Origin of the sequence: Streptomyces sp. NPDC001822 (assembly GCF_042892135.1) — a bacterium.
In the GTDB taxonomy this organism is placed as follows: domain Bacteria; phylum Actinomycetota; class Actinomycetes; order Streptomycetales; family Streptomycetaceae; genus Streptomyces.
This window is the reverse complement of the sequence record NZ_JBIATW010000004.1, coordinates 401,616-422,575: the sequence shown is the minus strand read 5'-3', so window position 1 is coordinate 422,575 and position 20,960 is coordinate 401,616. Positions and strand designations below refer to the sequence as shown.

The following is a 20,960-nucleotide window of genomic DNA, read 5'->3' as shown; positions in this document are numbered from 1 at the left end:
GCACTCAGCGTGGCAGGCGATATACGCTCACGGGCGATCGATGCACACGACATCACAGGGGACGGGACAGCACATGAAGAAGACCACCCGAAGAATCGCCGTGACAGCTTCCGCCACCGCGGTTTTCAGCTCCGCGCTCCTCGGGAGCCCGGCACAGGCGGCCAGCCTTTCCAGTGAGGCTGCGGCGATTTGCGGATCGGGTTATTACGTCCAGCGATCCTCCGTCCTGTCCGACCGCGAAACACAGGGCGTGACCGCGTTCCAGCTCTACAATTCCAGCTCGAAGAAGAACTGTGCGGTCACCCTTAAGCACCCCACGTCCTCCTCCTTCTACGGTGACAAGACCACCCTGGGCGCCGGCATCCGGGCCGAGGACGGATCCTGGGTCAAGGACGAGGGTGCGTATGCGTACTACGCGGGCCCCGTGTACATCAGCGCGGCGAGCAAATGCGTGCAGTTCTGGGGCAAGACCTACCAGAGCGGTGCGTCCAGCGTGTGGTACGAAACCTACACAAGCCCGCTGGGGAACTGCGGCTAGCAAGAATGCGGACGGTCGTCCCTGCCCCAATGGCCAGGGACGACCGTCCGCCGAGGCACATCCCCGCCCTACCGGGCCGAAAGCGCGGCCTCTCCCGCGGCACGCATGACCGCGAGGGGAGCGTCGAGCCCGGTCATCTGCCCGACCTGGAGAACAGCCTGGTGGACCAGGAGGTCGAGGCCTCCCACAACACCTGCTCCGGTTGCCGCCCAGCGCGAGGCCAACGGCGTCGGCCAGGGTTCGTACAACACGTCGAACAGGGTGCCTGGCCTCGTGGGGACGCTGTCCGCGAGGGAGTCCGTCGCACCGGCCGGGGTGGTGGCGATCACCAGGGGGGCCCGCAGCGCCTCGTCGGCCGCGTCCCAGGCCGCGATCCTGACGTCGACGCCGAGACGTTCACCCCAGCCTCGCATCTCGTCGGCCCGGCCCGCGCTGCGCACATAGGCCGTGACAGGCCCGGTGCAGATCTCCGAGAGGGCGGCCAGCGCCGAGGAGGCGGTGGCGCCGGCGCCGAGGACGGCGGCCGACTCCACCTTCTCGACCCCGCGTTCGCGCAGGGCGGCGACCATCCCGGGAATGTCCGTGTTGTCACCGACCCGCCGGCCGTCCTCGGTGAATACGACGGTGTTGACCGCTTCGACCGACGCCGCCGTGTCGCTGATGCCGTCCAGCAGCGGGATGATCGCGCGCTTGAGCGGCATGGTCAGCGAGAGGCCTGCCCAGGACGAGTCCAGGCCCTCAATGAAGCCGGGCAGCGCCGCCTCGTCGACGTCGAAGCGGTCGTACGACCAGTCCTCCAGGCCCAGTTCCGCGTAGGCGGCCCGGTGGAGGGCCGGCGAGAGGGAGTGCGCGATGGGCGAGCCGAGTACGGCCGCTCGGCGGCGTCCTTCATCCGAGACCATGCAACTCCTTGAACTTCTGGTTCATCTTTTCGTGCTCGTCGGCCGTCTTGGAGAAGTCGGTCTTCTCACCGTCGAGCGAAATGAAGAAAAGCCAGCCGTCTTCGGTCGGATTGAGCGTTGCCTTGATCGCGTCGTCACCCGGATTGCTGATCGGACCGGGCGTCAGGCCCGCATGGTAATACGTGTTGTACGGGTCGTCGTTACTACGAATCTCGCTCGACCCGATCTTGATCTTGCTCTGCTTCTTCAGGTAATTGAAGGCGGAGTCGAATTCGAGCTTGCGATTGGTCACGGTGTTATCCGCCTTCAGGCGGTTGTAGACGACCTCGGCCATCTTCCGGAAGTCGTCGTGCGTGAGCCCTTCGGCCTGCACGAGACTCGCGACCGTGATCACCTGCCAGGGCCCGTCCAGGTTGTACTTCTTAGCCGCGGCTTCCAGATCGAGCTTCCCGTACTCTGCGTTGGCCCGCCCGACCATCTTCTTGAGCACCGTTTCCGGGCTCATCCCCTTGGAGACCGGGTATGCAGCCGGATAGAGAAACCCCTCCAGGGGGTCCTTGAGGACCGGATCGTCGTCTGCCCATTTCGGCAGGCCGAGGCTCCCGGACTTGGCCTTGGCGACGCTCGCAGTCGTCCCGGCTTTGAGTTTCAGCTTCGTGTCGATCAGCTCATAGACGCGAGCGTTCCGTGAGCCCTCGGGAATGACGAGCGCGTTTTGACTACCCGGACTCAACATCAACTCGATGGCACTGTCGGCGGACATCTCCTTCTTCAGGAGATAGACACCGGCCTGGAGCGATTTTCCCTTGGGATTCGCGTTCTGGGCCGAGATGAAGGCGTCGGACGACTTCACGACGCCGGCCTTCTTCAGGATGTTCGCGATCTCGTTCCCGAGGGCGCCCTCAGGGATTTCGACCTCGACCGAGACGGTGCCGCTGCCCGTGAAGTCGGGCGCCGCGCCGAACTGGTTCTGGTAGTACGAGTAGCCGAAGTAGCCCACGCCGCCGAGTCCCCCGACAAGGATCAGCGAGACGCCGAGGCACGCGCAGCCGCTGCGGTTCTTCTTCTTGCCCTTGCCGCGTCGCTCGCCGCCACCTCGCTGGGCCTCACGGGGGTCGTCGTCGTACTCGTCTTCATCCCCGGAGCCACCGGAGTCCCGGGAATCCCGCGACCGCCGGTCGGTGGCCGGCTCGTCCGCACCCGTGAAGAAAGGATGCGTCTCCTCCTCTGGCACGTCCGGATCCCAGTCCGGGCTCTGCTGCTGAGGCGGCTCGTCGCGGCGGCCCGGGGGCTGCGGCGGCGGGTATGCCTCGGAGGTGCCGTAGGAGTCGGGCTGCTCGCCGTAGCCGCCGGCCTGGTTGCCGTAGGGCTGCTGGGCTCCGTACGGCATAGCAGGCTGCTGGCCCGTGTCCCAGCCGGCGCCGTAGGGCGGCTGCTGGGCGTAGGGGTCCTGCTGAGTGGCGTACTGCTGCTGCGCGTACGGGTCCTGCGGGTGCTGCCGCTGCTGGGCGTACGGGTCCTGCGGCTGCTGCGCGTAGGGATCCGGCTGAGCGGCGTACTGCTGCTGGGCGTACGGGTCCTGCTGGTGCTGCTGCGGCTGCTGTTGCGCGTAGGGGTCCTGCTGGTGCTGCTGCGGCTGCTGTTGCGCGTAGGGGTCCTGCTGGTGCTGCTGCGGCTGCTGTTGCGCGTAGGGGTCCTGCTGGTAGCCCTGCTGGGCGTACGGGTCCTGCGCATAGGGCTGCTGCCGGCCGTCGTACTGGCCCTGGCCGTGGGCGGCCTCGCGGCCGCCCCATCCCTGGTCCCCGTACAAGGGGTCCTCGGGATTCCACGGTTCGGAGCCGGAGCCCCGGCCATACTCAGTCATGGATCCCCTTGAGCCGCGAGACGACGCTCCGCCTCTTCGCTTGGCTGTGCGGTGTCTGTTCGAACACCGGCGCATCGCGCGGAACGTTACCGTATCGCGATCAGACAACCACTTCGACGCCCTCGCCCGGAGCAGTGCCTGACGCCCGTTCGGACTCCAGAGCGTTCTGGAGGATCACCACAGCGGCAGCCTGGTCGATGACAGACCGGCCCTTCTTGGACTTCACGCCCGACGCCCGCAGCCCCTGCGTGGCCGTGACTGTGGTCATCCTCTCGTCCACGAGACGCACGGGGATCGGTGCGATCGCGCGTGCGAACACCTGGGCGAAGGCACGGACCTTCGCGGCCGCCGGCCCCTCTCCCCCGCCGAGGGAGCGGGGCAGCCCGAGGATGACCTCGATCGGCTCGTACTCCTCGACGATCTGGCCGAGCCGCCGGTGGGCGGCCGGGACGTCACGTCCCGGCACGGTCTCCACCGGCGTGGCGAGAATCCCGTCGGGGTCGCACGAGGCGACCCCGATACGGGCGTCCCCGACGTCGACGGCGAGTCGGCGTCCGCGGCGCATCTGCGGCATGTCCGACGTCATGCCGTCTCGGTGACGAGGCGTTCGACAGCGGCGACGGCGTCGCCGATGGCGTCCGGGTTCTGACCGCCGCCCTGGGCGACGTCCGGCTTGCCGCCACCGCCGCCGCCGAGGGTCTTGGCGGCGGTACGGACCAGGTCACCGGCCTTGAGGCCACGCTCGCGGGCGGCCTCGTTGGTGGCGATGACCGTCAGCGGGCGGCCGTTCGCCGTCGTGAACAGGGCCACCACGGCGGGCCGGCCGCCCTGGATGCGACCGCGCACGTCGAGGACCAGCTTGCGCAGGTCGTCGGCCGAGGTTCCGTCCGGCACCTGCCCGGTGACCAGGGCGACGCCCCGCACGTCCTTCGCCGACTCCACCAGCCCGGCGGCGGCCTGGAGGACCTTCTCCGCGCGGAACTTCTCGATCTCCTTCTCGGCGTCCTTGAGCTTGCCGAGCATGCCGGAGATCTTCTCGGGGAGCTCCTCGGGACGGCCCTTCAGCAGTTCCTGGAGCTGCGCGACGACCGTGTGCTCCTTGGCCAGGAAGTTGTACGCGTCGACGCCGACGAGGGCCTCGATACGGCGCACACCGGAACCGATGGACGACTCGCCGAGCAGCTTCACCAGGCCGAGCTGGGCGGTGTTGTGCACGTGCGTGCCGCCGCACAGCTCCTTGGAGAAGTCGCCGATGGTGACGACCCGGACCCGCTCGCCGTACTTCTCGCCGAACTCCGCGATGGCGCCCTGCTTCTTGGCGTCGTCGATGGACATGACCTCGGCCTGGACGTCGAGCTCCCGGGCGAGGACCTCGTTGATCTTCTGCTCGACGTCGGTCAGCACCGTGCCGGGCACGGCGGCGGGCGAGCCGAAGTCGAAGCGGAAGCGGCCGGGCGAGTTCTCCGAGCCGGCCTGGGCGGCCGTGGGACCGAGCGCGTCGCGCAGGGCCTGGTGCGTGAGGTGCGTGGCGCTGTGGGCGCGGGCGATGGCGCGGCGGCGCGTGTTGTCGATGGAGGCGTGGGCCGAGGCCCCGAGCGTCACCTCGCCGACCTGGACCGAACCCTTGTGCACCGAGACGCCGGGCACGGGCTGCTGCACGTCGCGGACGTGGATGACCGCGCCGGTGTCGAGCCTGATGCGGCCCTGGTCGGCCAGCTGACCGCCGCCCTCGGCGTAGAACGGGGTGCGGTCGAGGACGATCTCGACCTCGTCGCCCTCGCTCGCGGCGGGCGAGGGCACACCGTCGACGAGGAGGCCGACGACCGTCGACTCGCCCTCGGTGGAGGTGTAGCCGGTGAACTCGGTGACGCCGGACCTGTCGGCGACCTCACGGTAGGCGGAGAGGTCGGCGTGGCCGGTCTTCTTGGCCTTGGCGTCGGCCTTGGCCTTGTCCCGCTGCTCCTGCATCAGGCGGCGGAAGCCCTCTTCGTCGACCGAGAGGCCCTGCTCGGCGGCCATCTCCAGGGTGAGGTCGATCGGGAAGCCCCAGGTGTCGTGGAGCAGGAACGCCTTGTCCCCGGCGAGCACCCGGCCCCCGGCGGCCTTCGTCTCGGTGACGGCGGTCTCGAGGATGTTCGTGCCGCCCTTGAGGGCCTTGAGGAAGGCGGCCTCCTCGGCGAGGGCGACGGTCTCGATGCGCTTGCGGTCGGTGATCAGCTCCGGGTACTGCAGGCCCATGGTCTCCACGACCACGTCGACCAGCTCGCGGACGACCGGACCGGTGGCGCCCATGAGGCGCATGTTGCGGATGGCTCGGCGCATGATGCGGCGCAGGACATAGCCGCGGCCCTCGTTGCCGGGGGTGACGCCGTCGCCGATGAGCATCGCCGAGGTGCGGATGTGGTCGGCGACGACGCGCAGGGAGACGTCCGAACCGTGGTCGGCGCCGTAGCGGACGCCGGTGAGCTCGGTGGCCTTGTCCATGACGACGCGCAGGGTGTCCGTCTCGTACATGTTCTGTACGCCCTGGAGGATCATGGCGAGGCGCTCCAGGCCGAGCCCCGTGTCGATGTTCTGCGACGGCAGGTCGCCCAGGATCGGGAAGTCCTCCTTGCCGTCGCCCGCGCCGCGCTCGTACTGCATGAAGACGAGGTTCCAGATCTCCACGTAGCGCTCGTCGTTGACGGCGGGGCCGCCCTCGACGCCGAACTCGGGGCCGCGGTCGTAGTTGATCTCGGAGCACGGGCCGCAGGGTCCGGGGACGCCCATGGACCAGAAGTTGTCCTTCTTGCCCAGGCGCTGGATGCGCTCGGAGGGAACGCCGATCTTCTCGCGCCAGATCTGCTCGGCCTCGTCGTCGTCGAGGTAGACGGTGATCCACAGACGCTCGGGGTCGAGCCCGAAGCCGCCGTCCTCGACGGAGTTCGTGAGCGCGGCCCACGCGAGCTCGATGGCGCCTTCCTTGAAGTAGTCGCCGAAGGAGAAGTTCCCGCACATCTGGAAGAACGTGCCGTGCCGCGTGGTCTTGCCGACCTCTTCGATGTCCGGCGTGCGCACGCACTTCTGCACGCTGGTCACGCGCGGGGCGGGCGGCTTGACCTCGCCGAGGAAGTACGGCTTGAAGGGAACCATGCCCGCGGGGACCAGCAGCAGAGTCGGGTCGTCCGCGATGAGCGACGCCGAAGGCACGACGGTGTGACCGCGCTCCTCGAAGAAGCTCAGCCAGCGGCGGCGAATTTCAGCCGACTCCATTAGTGGTCCTCATTCCGGTTGTTCGAGTTGTAGGGAAGTGATCGGTAGCCTGCGGGGCCGGGGTCGTCGGCGGCCTCGATGCCGAGCGCCCCGCCCAGTTCGGCCTCGCGCCTGACCATGCCCTCACGTACGTCGAGGGCGAAGTCCTTCAGCTTGTGACCTGCCTCGAGCGCCTTGTCGGCGGCCTGCGCCGCGAGGCTCTCGGGGGTCAGCTGCCGGATCTTGCGGTTGACCTTGGTGGTGGCCCAGACGCCGGCGGCTGCGCCGGCGGTGAACCAGAACGTACGGCGGAACATCGCTGCGTCAGTCCTTCTGTCCGCGGGAGCTGCTTCGGCCGTTCCGCTTCCTGTCGCGGGCGGACGGCACGGTACGGCCGACGATCACGGTGCGGCGCGGGGTCCGGCGGGCCGCTTCCGGCTCCGCGGCGGTGCGGCGGCCGATCGCCTGACGCACCCCGTAACCGAACGCCGCGACCTTCACGAGCGGGCCGCCGAACGTCGACGCGACGGTGGTGGAGAGCGCGGAGGCGTTGGAGGTGACCTCCTGGACGTCGCTCGCGATGGCGTCGACCTTGTCCAGCTGGGTCTGCGCGGAACGCAGCGTCGCGGAGGCGTCGGCGAGCAGCGGGACCGCCTGCTCCGTCACGTCCGCCACCAGGGCGGTGGCGGCCCTGAGCGTCTGGGCCAGCCTCACCAGAACCACGGCGAGGAAGGAAACCAGGATCGCCCAGAAGACAGCCACCAGAATGCCGGCCACCTCTCCACCGGACACAGTGCACCGCTCTCTGTTCGTCGCCCGCACGGGCCGGTCGTCCCCGGCCCGCCCGGCCTGTCTCGGTTCGGCAGGCGCGTGCCGCCGTCGCTGCCGGTCGTCGTCCCCCGAGCCTATCGCGCCGGGCGTCACGCCCCGTACCGCATTACGGGCGCGCGCTGCGGGCCCCGCGAGCATGGAGATTGTACGGAGAGCTTATGTGCCAGTACTCTGCGTGTCTCATGCGACGCCCTCAGCGCCACTTCCCCGCATCCGACGACGCGGAGTCCCGTCCCGTACGGGGAAATCTCCCGGCGGAGCTCGACGCCTTCGTGGGACGCGAAGAGGAACTGACCGAGGTCGGGGCGCTCCTGGGTGAACACCGGCTCGTCACCGTGGCGGGGGTCGCCGGGGCCGGCAAGACCCGTTTCGTCAGCCGGATCGCCGCGCTGATGGAGAAACGGTACTGCGACGGGGTGTGGATCGCCGAGCTGTCAACCCTCCACGATCCAGGGCTGCTGGAGCACACGCTGGCCGGTGCGATGGGGCTGACGGACCACACCAGCAGACCGCCGCGCACCATGCTGCTGGAGCACTGCGCGGCCCGCCGGCTGCTGCTCGTGATCGACGGCTTCGAACATCTCACCGACGACTGTGCGGCGCTGGTGCGGGAGCTGCTGCGCGGTGCACCCGGCCTCCAGGTGCTCGCGGCGGGACGCCGCCCGCTGCGGGTGGACGGTGAACTCACCTATCCGCTGGCGCCGATGACCGACGTCGACGCGATGGAACTGTTCGCCCGGCGGGCGGCCTCGGTGCGCCCCGGCTTCGCCCTGACCGACGGAAACCGGGACACCGTGCGGGAGCTGTGCCGTCGCCTCGACGGGATTCCGCTGGCGCTGGAACTCGCCGCCGGGAGGCTGCGGGCCCTGACCGTGGAACAGGTGCTGCAGCGCCTCGACGACCGCTTCCGGCTGCTGACCGGGGGCAGCCCGAGCGCACTGCCCCGGCACCAGACCCTCCGTACGGCGATCGGCTGGAGCCACGAGCTCTGCGCCCCCGAGCAGCGGCTGCTGTGGGCGCGGCTCTCGGTGTTCGCGGGGCAGTTCGACCTGGAGGCGGTCGAGTACATCTGCAGCGGCCCCGGACTGCCGGCCGACTCCGTGCTGGACGTGCTGGACGCGCTGCTGGCGCAGTCCGTGGTGCTGCGCGAGGACTCGCCGCTCGGCAGCCGCTACCGGCTGCTGGACACCGTGCGGGAGTACGGCGCGGAGTGGCTGCGGGCGACCGGGGACGCCGAGCGGCTGCGGCGCAGGCACCGGGACTGGTACCTGGGGCTGGCGACCTGGTGCGAACTCGACTGGTTCAGCCCCAGACAGGCCGAGGCCGCCGCGCGGATCGACGGCGAGCTGCCCAATCTCCGCCGGGCGATGGAGTGCTCGATGGAGAGCGCCGACGAGATCCATCTCGCGCAGTACCTGGCGGGCACGCTGTGGTTCTACTGGGCGGGCTGCGGGCGCCTGTCGGAGGGCCGCCACTGGCTGGACCACGTCCTGGAGGAGGAGTCGCCCTACGACCACGCCCGGCTCAAGGCGCTGTGGGTGCTCGGCTACGTCGCCGTGCTCCAGGGGGACCCGGTGGGCGCGGTGTCGGCGCTGCAGGAGTGCCGCGAGGAGGGCGAGCGGGCGGGGGACGCGTCCGCCGTGGCCTATGCCGTGCACCGCACGGGCTGTCTCGCCATCGTCACGGACGACCCGGTACGCGCCGAGGAGCTCCTGCGGGAGGCGCTCGGGCGTTACCGGGAGATCGGCGAGCTGAACAGCAACGTGCTGATGGCTCAGGTCGAACTGGGCATGGCGGTGGCCTTCCGCGGCGACCTGGCCGGAGCCGCCGAGATCTGCGCCGAGGTCCGGGACGTCTGCGAGGACCACGGAGAACGGTGGGCCATGGCCTACGCGCTGTACGTCCTCGCGTACGCGGCGCTGCAGGAGGGATCGAGCGAGCGGGCCCGCCGGATGCTCGGCGAGGCCCTGTCCATCGCGCACGCCTTCCACGACCTGCTGGGCACGGTCCTCTCGCTGGAGCTCCTGGCCCTGGTGACGGTGACCGAGGGGGACGCCGCGGAGGCGGCGCTGCTGCAGGGAGCCGCGGACCGGATCTGGCCCTCGGTGGGTCTGCCGCTGTTCGGCTCGGTCCATTACGGCAGGCCCCGGGCCCAGTGCGAGGAACGGGCCAGGGCGGAGCTGGGTGACGCGCGGTACGAGACGGAGCGGCTCACCGGCAGCCGGCTGGACACGAGAGCCGCCGTGACGCGGGCGCTCGGCGTGCGGACGCAAGGGAGGCCGGCGGGCGGCAGGCCTCAGGACGCGAGACCGTCCCGGGAGGGGGCCGCGGGCGGCGGGGATGCGCGAAGGCCCGCCGCCTCCCGTACGACAGGGAGGGGCGGGCCCGAGCTCGGGTGAGCGTTACGCCTGGATCAGCGGGCGTAGTACTCGACGACGAGCTGCTCGTCGCAGATGACCGGGATTTCCTTGCGGTTCGGGTCACGGTCCAGGCGGAAGGCCAGGGCCTTCAGGTTCACCTGGAGGTAGCGCGGGGTCTCGCCGTCGGTGTCGTAGCCACCCTCGCGGGCCACCTGGAAGGGGACCTTGGAGCGGCTGCGCTCGCGGACCTGCACGATGTCGTCGGGGCGCACGCGGAAGGACGGCTTGTCGACCTTGCCACCGTTGACCTCGATGTGGCCGTGGACGACCATCTGGCGGGCCTGGTAGATGGTGCGGGCGATGCCCGAACGCAGGACCAGGGCGTCGAGGCGACGCTCGAGCTCGACGACCAGCGCCTCGCCCGTCTTGCCTTCGGCCTTCTTGGCGCGGTCGTAGGCACGCGCCATCTGGCGCTCGCTGATGTCGTACTGCGCACGCAGGCGCTGCTTCTCCAGCAGACGGACCTTGTAGTCCGAGTTCTGCTTGCGGCCACGGCCGTGCTCGCCCGGCGGGTAGGGGCGCGCTTCGAAGTACTTGACAGCCTTCGGCGTCAGGGCGATGCCGAGGGCACGCGACTTCTTGACCTTGGGACGCGACTGGTTAGGCACGTTCTCCAGACCTCCGTTGTAGGTTAGGTTTACCTTACTCAAGGAGATCGCATGTCTCGCCCTGGGAACACCACACACGTCACGGACAGCACAGACAGCGACGGCACACACAAGGGTGCCGTAACGACGGAAGGCCGATCTGATCGTGGTCAGCCGCGTCCCAGCGGGCTTGAAAACACTCGGATGCCGTCAGCAGCCGAGCGCACACGAACTCTCGTACAGAGTACCTGCTCCGCGGTGCTGCTCGTACCGGGGCTGTCCGTCATCCATCCGGACCAGCTGATGCCCGACAGCAGGAGCATCGGCCCGGACGGGGACCTGCTCCTCGGCTTCCCCGCCGATTCTCCGGTGGCACGGGCGGCGACGCGCGCCCAGGGCGACGAACTGGCGGCCGTGCTGGAGATCACCGACGTCGCCCCGGTCTCCGTCCCGCACCGCATCCGCGGCCGTGCCAGGATCGCCGGCCGGCTCACCGCCGCACCGGGACCGGTCGGGCCCGGCGGGACGACGCTCCGCCTGGAGACCGGAGAGGCGTCGGTCGACGATCTCTGGGGGGCCGAGGAGGTGGAGCCGGACGCGCTCCGGGACGCCGTCGCCGATCCGCTGGTGGCCCACGAGACCGAACTGCTCCAGCATCTGCACGCCGCCCACGCGGAGCAGATGCGGTCGCTGTCCGCGCTGCTCGGCGGACGGGCGCGGGCCGACGGCGAGCACCTGCCCGCCGCCGTCCCGGTCGCCCTCGACCGCTTCGGCCTGCGGGTGCGGTTCGTCGAGCACGCCGGCGCCTGCTTCGACGCCCGGTTCGACTTCCCCGACCCCGTGCGCGACGTCGGCGAACTGCGCCGCGCCATGTACGCGCTGTTCGAGGCCGCGGCCCGCTGAGCCGCTGCCGTCACGAGGACGCGGTGCCGTCCCCGGGCCCTCCGCGGCCGAGCCGCTCGCGGACCCGCTCCGCCACGTCGGCGTAACGCGCCTCCGCGCCGTATCGCGTGGGTTCGTAGTAGCGCCTGTCACGGACGGCTTCCGGGGCGTACTCCTGGGCGGCGATCCCACCGGGGACGTCGTGCGGGTAGACGTACCCCTGGGCGTGGCCGAGCTTGGCCGCGCCCTTGTAGTGGCCGTCGCGCAGATGGGCCGGGACCGGTCCCGCGAGGCCTCGGCGCACGTCCTCCTGCGCGGCGGAGATCGCCAGCGTCGCGGCGTTGGACTTAGGGGCGAGCGCCAGCGCGATCGTGGCGTGGCTGAGGGTGAGCGCCGCCTCGGGGAACCCGATCATGGCCACGGCCTGGGCCGCCGCAACGGCGGTGGGCAGCGCGGTGGGATCGGCCAGCCCGATGTCCTCGCTGGCGGAGATCATCAGCCGCCGCGCGATGAAGCGCGGGTCCTCCCCCGCCTCGATCATCCGGGCCAGGTAGTGCAGGGCGGCGTCCACGTCGGACCCGCGGATCGACTTGATCAGTGCGCTCGCGACGTCGTAGTGCTGGTCGCCGTCCCGGTCGTACTTCACGGCCGCGCGGTCGACGGTCTCCTCGAGCGTCTCCAGCGTGATCTCCTGCTCGTGCTTGGAGAGCGCCGCGCCCGCGGCGGCCTCCAGCGCCGTCAGCGCGCGGCGGGCGTCGCCCCCGGCGATCCGCAGCAGGTGCGCCTCGGCGTCCTCGGGCAGCGTGACGGCTTCGCCCAGCCCTCGCCCGTCGGCCACGGCACGGCGGAGCAGGGCGCGCAGGTCGTCGTCAGTGAGGGGCTCCAGGGTGAGGAGCAGGGAGCGCGAGAGCAGCGGCGAGATGATCGAGAAGTACGGGTTCTCCGTGGTGGCGGCGATCAGCGTGACCCAGCGGTTCTCCACGGCGGGGAGCAGGGAGTCCTGCTGGGCCTTCGAGAAGCGGTGGATCTCGTCCAGGAAGAGGACGGTCTCCTTGCCGAAACCGCCGGTGGCGCGGCGCGCGCCCTCGATGACGGCGCGGACCTCCTTGACGCCCGCGGTGATCGCCGAGAGCTCGACGAAGCGCTTGTTGGTCGCCTTGCTGACGACGTACGCGAGAGTCGTCTTCCCCGTGCCCGGCGGGCCCCAGAGGATGACCGACGAGGGACCGGCGGGGCCTCCGCTGCCCTCGCCGACGAGACGGCGCAGCGGCGCCCCCGGCTTGAGCAGGTGCTGCTGTCCGACCACCTCGTCCAGCGTGCGGGGACGCATCCGGACAGCGAGGGGGCTGCTGGAAGGGTCCTTCTCCTGGCGGTCTTCGGCGGCTGCGGTAAAGAGGTCGGGCTCCACGTCGTGAAGCCTATGTCACCCCACTGACAGGACCGCGGGTCGAGTCAGCTGGTCCAGAAGTCCCACCACCGGGTGAGGATCAGCATGCCGATGATGCCGATCCAGAGCACCGGGGGCACCCAGTGGAACTCGGTGAGGGCGTTCCGCAGGCCGGCGGGGGCGGGGATGATGCGGTGCTTGATGTTGTGCGTCGTGACGTAGCAGAACATGAAGATCGTGGCGACCCAGGCCAGGCAGCACCACAGGCAGAGCGAGTTGATGTTGTAGAGCGACTGGTACTGCAGCCAGGTGCAGAAGCCGACGCCGAACAGGGTGCCCGCGTTCAGGCCGAGCCAGTACCAGGCGCGGAAGCGGGCGCCGGCGAGGAGTGCCAGGCCGATGCCGATGACCACGGTGTAGGTGGCGATGCCGAGCAGCGGGTTGGGGAAGCCGAAGGCCGAGGCCTGCTCGCTCTTCATGATGTTGCCGCACGCGACCACCGGGTTCAGGCTGCAGCCCGGGGTGAAGCTCGGGTCCTCGAGCAGCTTGAACTTGTCGATGGTGATCACCCAGGCGGCGAGCAGGCCGGCCGCTCCCGTGATCACCAGCAGCAGTGCGAGCGCGCGGCTGCCGCCGAAGGTCTTCGCACCGTTGTCCTCGTCCTGCGCGGAGGAGGGGTGGTCTACCGCTGCCATCGTCATAATCGCCGTTCCATCACTGAGTAGCCGGCCGGGCCTCGTCATTGTGCCGCACCTGCGATGCAGCCATCCGTTCGATGCGCATAAACGTGTTCCACACCGCACGCCGTGCCGGGGGGCTCCGGCACGTTCTCCCCGGTGAGGGAGGGGCTGCGCAGAAGGTCCGGGGGCCGTGTGGACGACGTGGCCGCCCGGCAGCGGTGGACGGCCCCGACCTGCGGATCCGCGCCGGGGAGACGTCCGGGCGGAACGAGGCGGGAGGGAGGACGGCCCCGGCGGCCGCCCGGGACCACCGGGACCGCGACGCCCGCACGGCCGCGGTGCTCGCGACCGGCCGGGGCCCGCTCGGGCCCACCCGGATCAGGTGCGTACGGCAGGTGAATCGGATTCCTCCGGGTTGACGGTCCGGAAGCCGTGGGTGTGAGGGACCGGTTGCGCGTCGCCCGGCACACCGGCGGTGCGCCGGGCGCCGTGACGCCCTGTGCCCGCCCGGACGGACCGGGCGGGCACAGGGTGTTGACGCGTGGCCCGGTATCAGGCCAGTTCGGCCCGGAGCACGGCCACCAGGTCGCCGACCGCCACGGCATTCTGCTCGCCGGACTCCATGTCCTTGAGCTGGACGTTGCCCTCGGCGAGGTCCCGCTCCCCGGCCACGACCGTGTAGCGGGCGCCGGAACGGTTCGCGCTCTTCATCGCGCCCTTGAGGCCGCGGCCGCCGAACGCGAAGTCCGTGGCGACGCCCGCCTTGCGCAGCTCGGTGACCAGGCCGAAGAGCACCCGACGTGCCTCTTCGCCGAGCGGCACCGCGTAGACGCTGGTGGCGGCGGGGATGTCGAGTTCGACACCCTCGGCCTCCAGGGCGAGCACCGTGCGGTCCACCCCGAGGGCCCAGCCGACGGAGGGCAGTGCGGGGCCGCCGATCATCTCGGACAGGCCGTCGTAACGCCCGCCGCCGCCCACCGCCGACTGGGAACCCAGACCGTCGTGGACGAACTCGAAGGTGGTGCGGGTGTAGTAGTCGAGGCCGCGGACCAGCTTCTCGTCGTCCTCGAACGCGACGCCCGCCGTCGTCAGCAGGTCGCGGACCTCCTCGTGGTACGCCTTGCAGGCGTCGCAGAGGAAGTCACGCAGCATCGGGGCGCCGGTCAGTTGCTTCTGGACGTCGGGACGCTTGTCGTCCAGGACCCTCAGCGGGTTGATCTCGATGCGCCGACGGGTCTCCTCGTCGAGGTCGAGGTCGCGCAGGAACGTCTGCAGCGCCTCGCGGTAGACGGGGCGGCACTCCTTGTCCCCCAGGGAGTTCAGCAGGATGCGGAACCGCGTGAGGCCGAGCGAGCGGTAGGCCTGGTCGGCCAGGATGATCAACTCGGCGTCGAGGGCCGGGTCCTCGGTGCCGATCGCCTCTGCTCCGACCTGCGAGAAGTGGCGGTAGCGGCCCGCCTGGGGGCGCTCGTAGCGGTAGTACGAGCCCGAGTACCAGAGCTTGACGGGCAGGTTGCCGGCCTTGTGGAGGTTGGCCTCCAGCGCGGCGCGCAGCACGGAAGCGGTGCCTTCGGGGCGCAGCGCGAGCTTGTCGCCGCCCTTGGTCTCGAAGGCGTACATCTCCTTGGACACGATGTCGGTGGACTCGCCCACACCGCGGGCGAACAGCGCGACGTCCTCGAAACCGGGCGTCTCGATGTATCCGTAGCCGGAGTTCCTCAGGGGCGAGGAGATGGCCTCACGCACCGCGAGGAACTTCGCGGAGCGGGGCGGGATCAGGTCGTAGGTGCCCTTGGGGGCCTGGAAGGTGCTCACAGGTTTTTTCTCTCGTCACATTCCTCGGCGGGGCGCGTCCAGTCCGTGCATGTACGGATTGGAGGCGCGCTCGCGGCCGATGGTCGTCTGGGGGCCGTGGCCGGACAGCACCACGGTCGAGTCGTCGAGCGGCAGGCACACGCGGGCCAGCGACTCGAGCAGCTCGGCGTGGTCGCCGCCGGGCAGGTCGGTGCGTCCGACGGAGCCGGCGAAGAGCAGGTCGCCCGAGAAGAGGACCTGCGGTACGTCCGCGGCCTCGGGCATCCTGAACGTCACCGACCCCTTCGTATGGCCGGGCGCGTGCGCGACGCCGAACTCCATGCCCGCCAGCCGCAGTGCGGCACCGTCCGTCAGCTCACACACGTCGTCCGGTTCGCCGACCGTCAGCTCGCCCATGAGCGGCATCCCGATCGAACGGCCCAGCGCCTTCTCCGGATCGCTCATCATGTAGCGGTCGTCGGGGTGGATCCAGGCGGGGACGTCGTGGGCGCCGCACACCGGGACGACCGAGGCGACGTGGTCGATGTGCCCGTGGGTGAGCACGACGGCGACGGGCTTGAGCCGATGCTTCGCGAGCGCTTCCTCGACGCCCTGGGCGGCCTGGTGGCCCGGGTCGATGATCACGCACTCCTCACCGGCGGCGGGGGCGACCAGGTAGCAATTGGTCCCCCAGGCCCCGGCGGGGAACCCGGCAATGAGCACGATCGTCCTTAGAGTTCGTCCGACGAGCAGGGGCTGTGGAGAGGAATGCGGCAGATCAGAGCCTACCGGCGCTCCTCATCACACAGCTAACCCATATACCGTACGGGGCAATCGAGGCCCGAACACACGACGTACAAGGAGACCATCCGGTGGTCAGCAGCGATCAGCGGCGGCGGCAGCTCGCCCGGGAGAAGTTCGAGCGGCAGCAGCAGCGCCGGGAGGAGGCCCGCCGAAGGACCAGGCGCCTCACGGCGATCATCGGTTCCTCGGTGGCCGTGGTGGCGGTCATCGCTGCGGGCTCGTACCTCTTCCTCGACGGCGACGACTCGAAGGACTCCGCCGACGCGGCGGCGAGCGCGAGCCCCTCCGCACCCCCGTCCCCCTCGGCGAGCGAGAGCAAGACGCCCGAGCCCGCGATGGCCATCGACAAGAAGGCCGCGTACGCGATGTCCCTGAAGACGAACCAGGGCGACATCAGGATCGCGATGGAGGCGGCGAAGACCCCGCACACCGTGAACTCGTTCAAGGCGCTCGCGGACAAGAAGTACTTCGACGGCACGAAGTGTCACCGCCTGACCACGGAGGGCATCTTCGTGCTGCAGTGCGGCGACCCGAAGGGGGACGGAACCGGCGGTCCGGGCTACACGATCCCCGACGAGAACCTGGACGCGCTGGGCAAGCCGGGCGACGACGGCTCGGTGACGTATCCGGCGGGCAGCGTCGCGATGGCGAACACCGGGCAGCCGGGGACCGGCGGCAGCCAGTTCTTCCTGGTGTACAAGGACACCAAACTGCCGCCCAGCTACACGCCGTTCGGCACCATGGACGACGCCGGTCTGGCGGCCGTCAAGAAGGTCGCCGAGGCGGGTGTGACGGGCGGAGCGGGTGACGGTGCGCCGAAGAAGGCCGTGACGGTCGAGAAGGCGACGGTCGGCAAGGACTGACCGTCCCGCGGGCGGCCGGCGCCCGGCCTCACGGCCGGACCGGAGAATTTCAGCCGCGCTGAGTGCGGACAGCCGGGTGGCCGGTCGCCTAGATTGGCGTTGTGCAGGGCGGGCGCAGCCCGCCCGAGGAAACTGTGGACGATGCGAGGGGGGCGAACCCCCTTCGACGCATCAGGTGGAGGAGGCGCTGTGACCAGCGACCCGTGGGGCCGTGTCGACGAGACGGGCACCGTGTACGTGCGTACGGCCGAGGGCGAGCAGGTGGTCGGATCGTGGCAGGCCGGTTCCCCCGAGGAGGCTCTGGCCTATTTCGAGCGCAAGTACGAGGGCTTGGTGGTCGAAATCGGCCTCCTCGAACGGCGGGTGAAGACCACCGACCTGTCGGCGAAGGACGCCACCACCGCGATCGAGCACCTGCGTGTGCAGGTCGACGAGCACCACGCCGTCGGTGACCTCGCCGCTCTCGGCAAGCGGCTGGACACGCTCGTCGCGACGGTCGACTCGCGCCGCGAGGAGCGGAAGGTCCAGAAGGCGAAGCAGACCGACGAGGCCCGTCAGGCCAAGGAGGCGCTCGTCGTCGAGGCCGAGGAGCTGGCGCAGAGCGAGCAGTGGCGGTCGGCGGGTGAGCGTCTGCGGGCGCTCGTCGACACGTGGAAGGGGCTGCCCCGTCTGGACCGCAAGTCCGACGACGAACTGTGGCACCGCTTCTCGCATGCCCGTTCCGCCTTCTCCAAGCGGCGCAAGGCGCACTTCGCCGCGCTGGACGCCCAGCGCGAGGACGCCCGCAAGGTCAAGGAGCGGCTGGTGGCCGAGGCCGAGTCGCTCTCGGGCTCGACCGACTGGGGCACGACTGCCGCCCGCTACCGCGACCTGATGACCGAGTGGAAGGCGGCCGGACGCGCGCAGCGGGAGGCCGAGGACGACCTGTGGAACCGCTTCCGCGGCGCCCAGGACGTGTTCTTCGCGGCCCGCAGCGGCGTCTTCGCCGAGCGGGACGCCGAGCAGGGCGAGAACCTCAAGCTCAAGGAGGAGCTCGCCGCCGAGGCCGAGAAGCTGGTGCCGGTGACGGATCTGAAGGCGGCGCGGGCCGCGTTCCGCTCCATCAACGAGCGCTGGGAGGCCATCGGTCATGTGCCGCGGGACGCGCGTCCCAAGGTGGAGGGCCGGGTGCAGGCCGTGGAGCGCGCGCTCCAGGAGGCCGAGGAGTCCGAGTGGCGCCGGACGAACCCGGAGGCGCGTGCGCGTGCCGCGGGTCTGACCGGTCAGCTCCAGGCGGCGGTCGACAAGCTGCGTACGCAGATCGACACGGCACGCGCCTCGGGCAACAACGCCAGGGCCGACAAGCTCTCCCGCGAGCTCGAGGGCCGGCAGGCGCTGCTGGACCAGGCGCTGAAGGGTCTGGAGGAGTTCGGCGGCTGACGTCCGCCAGGACCGACGAGAGGGGCTCCCGTACGCATCGCGTACGGGAGCCCCTCTCGTGTGCCGGGGGCGGGTCGGCCGCCACCGGCGGCCGTGGAGGCCTCTGCGACCGCCCGCTACGGGCGTCGTGCCGAGGTGACCCGGTAGACGTCGTAGACGCCCTCAACGCCCCTCACAGCCTTCAGGACGTGCCCCAGGTGCTTCGGGTCCCCCATCTCGAAGGTGAAGCGGGAGGTGGCCACACGGTCGCGCGACGTCTGCACCGCAGCCGACAGGATGTTCACGTGCTGGTCGGACAGGACGCGCGTGACGTCGGACAGCAGTCGCGAGCGGTCCAGCGCCTCGACCTGGATGGCGACGAGGAAGACCGACGACTGGGTGGGCGCCCACTCGACGTCGAGGATCCGCTCGGGCTGCTGCGAGAGCGAGTCGACGTTGACGCAGTCCGCCCGGTGGACGGAGACGCCGCTGCCCCGTGTGACGAACCCGATGATCGGGTCGCCGGGAACGGGCGTGCAGCAGCGGGCCAGTTTGACCCAGACGTCCTCGACACCCTTGACGACGACACCGGGATCAGCCTTGGCACGGCGCTTGTTCCGGCCGTGCGAGGGCGGTGAGCTCTCGGCCAGGTCCTCGTTGGCGGCGTCCTCGCCGCCCAGTGCCTGGACGAGCTTCTGGACGACGCCCGCGGCGGCGACGTGGCCCTCGCCGATGGCCGCGTACAGCGACGAGATGTCCGGGTAGCGCATCTCGTGCGCCAGCGTGACGAGGGAGTCGCCGGTCAGGATCCGCTGGATCGGCAGGTTCTGCTTGCGCATCGCCCGCGCGATGGCGTCCTTGCCCTGCTCGATCGCCTCGTCGCGGCGTTCCTTGGAGAACCAGGCACGGATCTTGTTGCGCGCCCGGGGCGACTTGACGAACTGGAGCCAGTCGCGGGACGGCCCCGCGCCGGCGGCCTTCGAGGTGAAGACCTCCACGAGGTCGCCGTTGTCGAGAGTCGACTCCAGCGGGACGAGTCGTCCGTTGACCCGTGCCCCTATGGTCCGGTGCCCGACCTCGGTGTGGACGGCGTACGCGAAGTCGACCGGCGTGGCGCCGGCGGGCAGCGCTATCACGTCGCCCTTCGGCGTGAAGACGAAGACCTCGTTGCGCGACAGGTCGAACCGCAGGGACTCCAGGAACTCGCTGGGGTCCTCGGTCTCCTTCTGCCAGTCCAGGAGCTGGCGCAGCCACGCCATATCGTTGACGGTGTCCTGGCCGCGGCCGCCCGTGTTCTTCGGGACGTCCGTGCGCACCTTGGAGGCACCCGCGACGGCCTCCTGCTTGTACTTCCAGTGCGCGGCGATGCCGTACTCGGCGCGGCGGTGCATGTCGAACGTACGGATCTGGAGCTCGACCGGCTTGCCGCTGGGACCGATCACCGTGGTGTGCAGTGACTGGTACATGTTGAACTTCGGCATCGCGATGTAGTCCTTGAACCGCCCCGGCACCGGGTTCCACCGGGCGTGGACGGTGCCGAGCGCCGCGTAGCAGTCGCGGACGGTGTCGACGAGGACGCGGATGCCCACCAGGTCGTAGATCTCGGCGAAGTCGCGGCCCCGCACGATCATCTTCTGGTAGACGCTGTAGTAGTGCTTCGGCCGGCCGGTGACGGTGGCCTTGATGCGGGCGGCCCGCAGGTCGGCCTGGACCTCGTCGGTCACTATGGCGAGGTACTCGTCGCGCTTGGGCGCGCGCTCGGCGACGAGGCGGACGATCTCGTCGTACATCTTGGGGTAGAGGATCGCGAAGGCGAGGTCCTCCAGCTCCCACTTGATGGTGTTCATGCCGAGGCGGTGGGCCAGCGGCGCGTAGATCTCGAGGGTCTCGCGGGCCTTCTTCTCCTGCTTCTCCCGCTTGAGATAGCGCATGGTGCGCATGTTGTGCAGCCGGTCGGCGAGCTTGATGACCAGGACCCGGGGGTCCTTGGCCATGGCGACGACCATCTTGCGCACGGTCTCGGCCTGCGCGGCCTCACCGAACTTGACCTTGTCGAGCTTGGTGACGCCGTCGACGAGCAGGGCGACCTGGTCGCCGAAGTCCTTGCGCAGGGTGTCGAGGCCGTACTCCGTGTCCTCGACGGTGTCGTGCAGCAGGCCGGCCATCAGGGTCGCCGGGTCCATACCCAGCTCGGCGAGGATCGTCGTGACCGCGAGCGGATGGGTGATGTAGGGGTCGCCGCTCTTGCGCTTCTGGCCGCGGTGCCAGCGCTCCGCCACCTGGTAGGCGCGCTCGATCTGGCGCAGGGTGGCGGACTCGATCTTCGGGTCGTTGCCCCGGACCGTGCGGAGCAGGGGCTCGAGGACCGGGTTGTACGGGCTGGAGCGCTGTACGCCCAGCCGGGCGAGCCGTGCCCTGACGCGGTTGGACGAGCCGCCCGCCCGCCCGGTGGCCGCCGGCGGGGCGGTGGCGGGCTTGGCCGGAGGCTTCGCGGCGGGAGCGGGCGCCGGAGGCCTGGCGGCGGGAGCGGGGGACGCGGGCGCCGGGGAGCCGGTCTGCGGGGCGTGCGCCGCGTTGGCGCCGGGGGCCGCGGCCTTGGCGCCCGGGGGAGGTGTCGGCTTGGCCGGAGCACCGGGTGTGCCGGCGGGACCCTGCGCGTGTCCGCCCGCGGAACCGGACCCCCGGTCGGGCGCGGCCTTCCCGGGCGTGTCTGAGGCCCCCGCGGGCTTTTCGGGCTGCGGGGCGGCGACTGGCTGGGCCTCGTCTGGCAAGAGCGCTC

The 20,960-nt window shown here is 70.3% G+C and carries 17 protein-coding genes; 5 read left to right on the top strand and 12 right to left on the bottom strand.

Annotation, left to right across the window (positions count from 1 at the left end; translation table 11 throughout):
• Positions 1–73: 73 nt before the first annotated feature.
• Positions 74–538 (top strand): serine/threonine protein kinase, encoded by a 465-nt coding sequence (locus tag ACFYY2_RS12905; RefSeq protein WP_388741071.1) that lies wholly within the window; start codon positions 74–76, stop codon positions 536–538.
• A gap of 68 nt (positions 539–606) precedes the next feature.
• On the opposite strand, the gene ACFYY2_RS12900 is transcribed toward ACFYY2_RS12905, so the two are convergent.
• The 6 genes from ACFYY2_RS12900 to ACFYY2_RS12875 form a co-directional block, all read right to left on the bottom strand.
• Entirely contained in the window at positions 607–1,440 is an 834-nt protein-coding gene (locus tag ACFYY2_RS12900) for a shikimate dehydrogenase (RefSeq protein ID WP_388741068.1), read from the bottom strand.
• Complete coding sequence (gene mltG / locus ACFYY2_RS12895; RefSeq protein WP_388741065.1) at positions 1,427–3,304, bottom strand: endolytic transglycosylase MltG; 1,878 nt, start codon at positions 3,302–3,304, stop codon at positions 1,427–1,429. Before mltG ends, ACFYY2_RS12900 begins: the two co-directional genes overlap by 14 nt.
• Positions 3,305–3,404: 100 nt before the next feature.
• Positions 3,405–3,890 (bottom strand): Holliday junction resolvase RuvX, encoded by a 486-nt coding sequence (ruvX, locus tag ACFYY2_RS12890; RefSeq protein ID WP_327120584.1) that lies wholly within the window; start codon positions 3,888–3,890, stop codon positions 3,405–3,407.
• On the bottom strand, positions 3,887–6,556 hold the full coding sequence (gene alaS, locus ACFYY2_RS12885) for an alanine--tRNA ligase (RefSeq protein WP_388741062.1): 2,670 nt from the start codon (positions 6,554–6,556) through the stop codon (positions 3,887–3,889). Before alaS ends, ruvX begins: the two co-directional genes overlap by 4 nt.
• Positions 6,556–6,852 (bottom strand): hypothetical protein, encoded by a 297-nt coding sequence (locus ACFYY2_RS12880; RefSeq protein WP_388741059.1) that lies wholly within the window; start codon positions 6,850–6,852, stop codon positions 6,556–6,558. Before ACFYY2_RS12880 ends, alaS begins: the two co-directional genes overlap by 1 nt.
• Positions 6,853–6,859: 7 nt before the next feature.
• Positions 6,860–7,312, bottom strand: a complete 453-nt coding sequence (locus ACFYY2_RS12875; RefSeq protein ID WP_388741056.1) for a DUF948 domain-containing protein — start codon at positions 7,310–7,312, stop codon at positions 6,860–6,862.
• 236 nt (positions 7,313–7,548) lie between these two features.
• On the opposite strand from ACFYY2_RS12875, the gene ACFYY2_RS12870 reads away from it, so the two are divergent.
• Positions 7,549–9,765 carry an ATP-binding protein gene (locus tag ACFYY2_RS12870; protein WP_388741054.1) on the top strand — a complete coding sequence of 739 codons (2,217 nt, stop codon included), beginning with the start codon at positions 7,549–7,551 and terminating at the stop codon, positions 9,763–9,765.
• Between the two features lie 14 nt (positions 9,766–9,779).
• On the opposite strand, the gene rpsD is transcribed toward ACFYY2_RS12870, so the two are convergent.
• The gene (gene rpsD / locus ACFYY2_RS12865; protein WP_003970343.1) at positions 9,780–10,394 is read right to left on the bottom strand and encodes a 30S ribosomal protein S4; all 615 of its coding nucleotides are present in this window, start codon (positions 10,392–10,394) and stop codon (positions 9,780–9,782) included.
• Between the two features lie 183 nt (positions 10,395–10,577).
• Between rpsD and ACFYY2_RS12860 the strand changes: the two genes are divergently transcribed.
• The gene (locus ACFYY2_RS12860; RefSeq protein ID WP_388741050.1) at positions 10,578–11,276 is read left to right on the top strand and encodes a DUF2470 domain-containing protein; all 699 of its coding nucleotides are present in this window, start codon (positions 10,578–10,580) and stop codon (positions 11,274–11,276) included.
• Between the two features lie 10 nt (positions 11,277–11,286).
• Here ACFYY2_RS12860 and ACFYY2_RS12855 read toward each other — a convergent pair whose 3' ends face one another.
• The 4 genes from ACFYY2_RS12855 to ACFYY2_RS12840 form a co-directional block, all read right to left on the bottom strand.
• Positions 11,287–12,663 carry a replication-associated recombination protein A gene (locus tag ACFYY2_RS12855; RefSeq protein WP_388741047.1) on the bottom strand — a complete coding sequence of 459 codons (1,377 nt, stop codon included), beginning with the start codon at positions 12,661–12,663 and terminating at the stop codon, positions 11,287–11,289.
• 44 nt (positions 12,664–12,707) lie between these two features.
• Complete coding sequence (locus ACFYY2_RS12850) at positions 12,708–13,343, bottom strand: vitamin K epoxide reductase family protein (RefSeq protein WP_388741045.1); 636 nt, start codon at positions 13,341–13,343, stop codon at positions 12,708–12,710.
• A gap of 531 nt (positions 13,344–13,874) precedes the next feature.
• Positions 13,875–15,137: a histidine--tRNA ligase gene (gene hisS / locus ACFYY2_RS12845; RefSeq protein WP_388741043.1), complete on the bottom strand. Its 1,263-nt coding sequence runs from the start codon at positions 15,135–15,137 to the stop codon at positions 13,875–13,877.
• Positions 15,138–15,152: 15 nt separating this feature from the next.
• On the bottom strand, positions 15,153–15,839 hold the full coding sequence (locus tag ACFYY2_RS12840; RefSeq protein ID WP_388741040.1) for an MBL fold metallo-hydrolase: 687 nt from the start codon (positions 15,837–15,839) through the stop codon (positions 15,153–15,155).
• Positions 15,840–15,988: 149 nt separating this feature from the next.
• Here ACFYY2_RS12840 and ACFYY2_RS12835 point away from each other — a divergent pair, with 149 nt between their 5' ends.
• Together ACFYY2_RS12835 and ACFYY2_RS12830 are read left to right on the top strand one after the other, a co-directional pair.
• Positions 15,989–16,783, top strand: coding sequence for a peptidylprolyl isomerase (locus ACFYY2_RS12835; RefSeq protein WP_388741038.1), 795 nt, complete (start codon positions 15,989–15,991; stop codon positions 16,781–16,783).
• A gap of 189 nt (positions 16,784–16,972) precedes the next feature.
• A complete protein-coding gene (locus ACFYY2_RS12830) occupies positions 16,973–18,202 on the top strand; it encodes a DUF349 domain-containing protein (protein ID WP_388741035.1) in 1,230 nt (409 codons plus the stop codon).
• Between the two features lie 116 nt (positions 18,203–18,318).
• On the opposite strand, the gene ACFYY2_RS12825 is transcribed toward ACFYY2_RS12830, so the two are convergent.
• Positions 18,319–20,952: a RelA/SpoT family protein gene (locus tag ACFYY2_RS12825; protein ID WP_388741032.1), complete on the bottom strand. Its 2,634-nt coding sequence runs from the start codon at positions 20,950–20,952 to the stop codon at positions 18,319–18,321.
• Positions 20,953–20,960 lie beyond the last annotated feature (8 nt).

Bases quoted from the DNA above. Each gene is read 5' to 3' on its own strand.
- ACFYY2_RS12905 (WP_388741071.1), top strand. From the start codon at position 74: ATGAAGAAGACCACCCGAAGAATCGCCGTGACAGCTTCCGCCACCGCG.
- ACFYY2_RS12900 (WP_388741068.1), bottom strand. From the start codon at position 1,440: ATGGTCTCGGATGAAGGACGCCGCCGAGCGGCCGTACTCGGCTCGCCC.
- mltG (WP_388741065.1), bottom strand. From the start codon at position 3,304: ATGACTGAGTATGGCCGGGGCTCCGGCTCCGAACCGTGGAATCCCGAG.
- ruvX (WP_327120584.1), bottom strand. From the start codon at position 3,890: ATGACGTCGGACATGCCGCAGATGCGCCGCGGACGCCGACTCGCCGTC.
- alaS (WP_388741062.1), bottom strand. From the start codon at position 6,556: ATGGAGTCGGCTGAAATTCGCCGCCGCTGGCTGAGCTTCTTCGAGGAG.
- ACFYY2_RS12880 (WP_388741059.1), bottom strand. From the start codon at position 6,852: ATGTTCCGCCGTACGTTCTGGTTCACCGCCGGCGCAGCCGCCGGCGTC.
- ACFYY2_RS12870 (WP_388741054.1), top strand. From the start codon at position 7,549: ATGCGACGCCCTCAGCGCCACTTCCCCGCATCCGACGACGCGGAGTCC.
- ACFYY2_RS12860 (WP_388741050.1), top strand. From the start codon at position 10,578: ATGCCGTCAGCAGCCGAGCGCACACGAACTCTCGTACAGAGTACCTGC.
- ACFYY2_RS12850 (WP_388741045.1), bottom strand. From the start codon at position 13,343: ATGACGATGGCAGCGGTAGACCACCCCTCCTCCGCGCAGGACGAGGAC.